The sequence below is a fragment of the Bacillus sp. FMQ74 genome (assembly GCF_001875785.1).
GTDB lineage: Bacteria > Bacillota > Bacilli > Bacillales > Bacillaceae > Bacillus > Bacillus stercoris.
Window position 1 is genome coordinate 1 of sequence record NZ_MOEO01000042.1, and the last position, 328, is coordinate 328.

Below are 328 nucleotides of genomic sequence, written 5' to 3' on the forward strand. Positions count from 1 at the left end.
GTGGCGATAGCGAAGAGGTCACACCCGTTCCCATACCGAACACGGAAGTTAAGCTCTTCAGCGCCGATGGTAGTCGGGGGTTTCCCCCTGTGAGAGTAGGACGCCGCCAAGCAATTGCACGTTAGTGTAATTTTTCAAAAAAGCTGTTGACTTTGAAGAAGCGACGTTGTATACTAATAAAGTTGCTTTAACAAAGCGAACAAAAAATGATCTTTGAAAACTAAACAAGACAAAACGTACCTGTTAATTCATTTTTTATAAATCGCACAGCGATGTGCGTAGTCAGTCAAACTACTTTATCGGAGAGTTTGATCCTGGCTCAGGACGA

General features: G+C 43.3%; 1 rRNA gene. It reads left to right on the forward strand.

What is annotated here, in order from left to right:
* Positions 1-112, forward strand: a 5S ribosomal RNA gene (rrf, locus tag BLL41_RS22260); the annotation flags it as partial.
* Positions 113-328 lie beyond the last annotated feature (216 nt).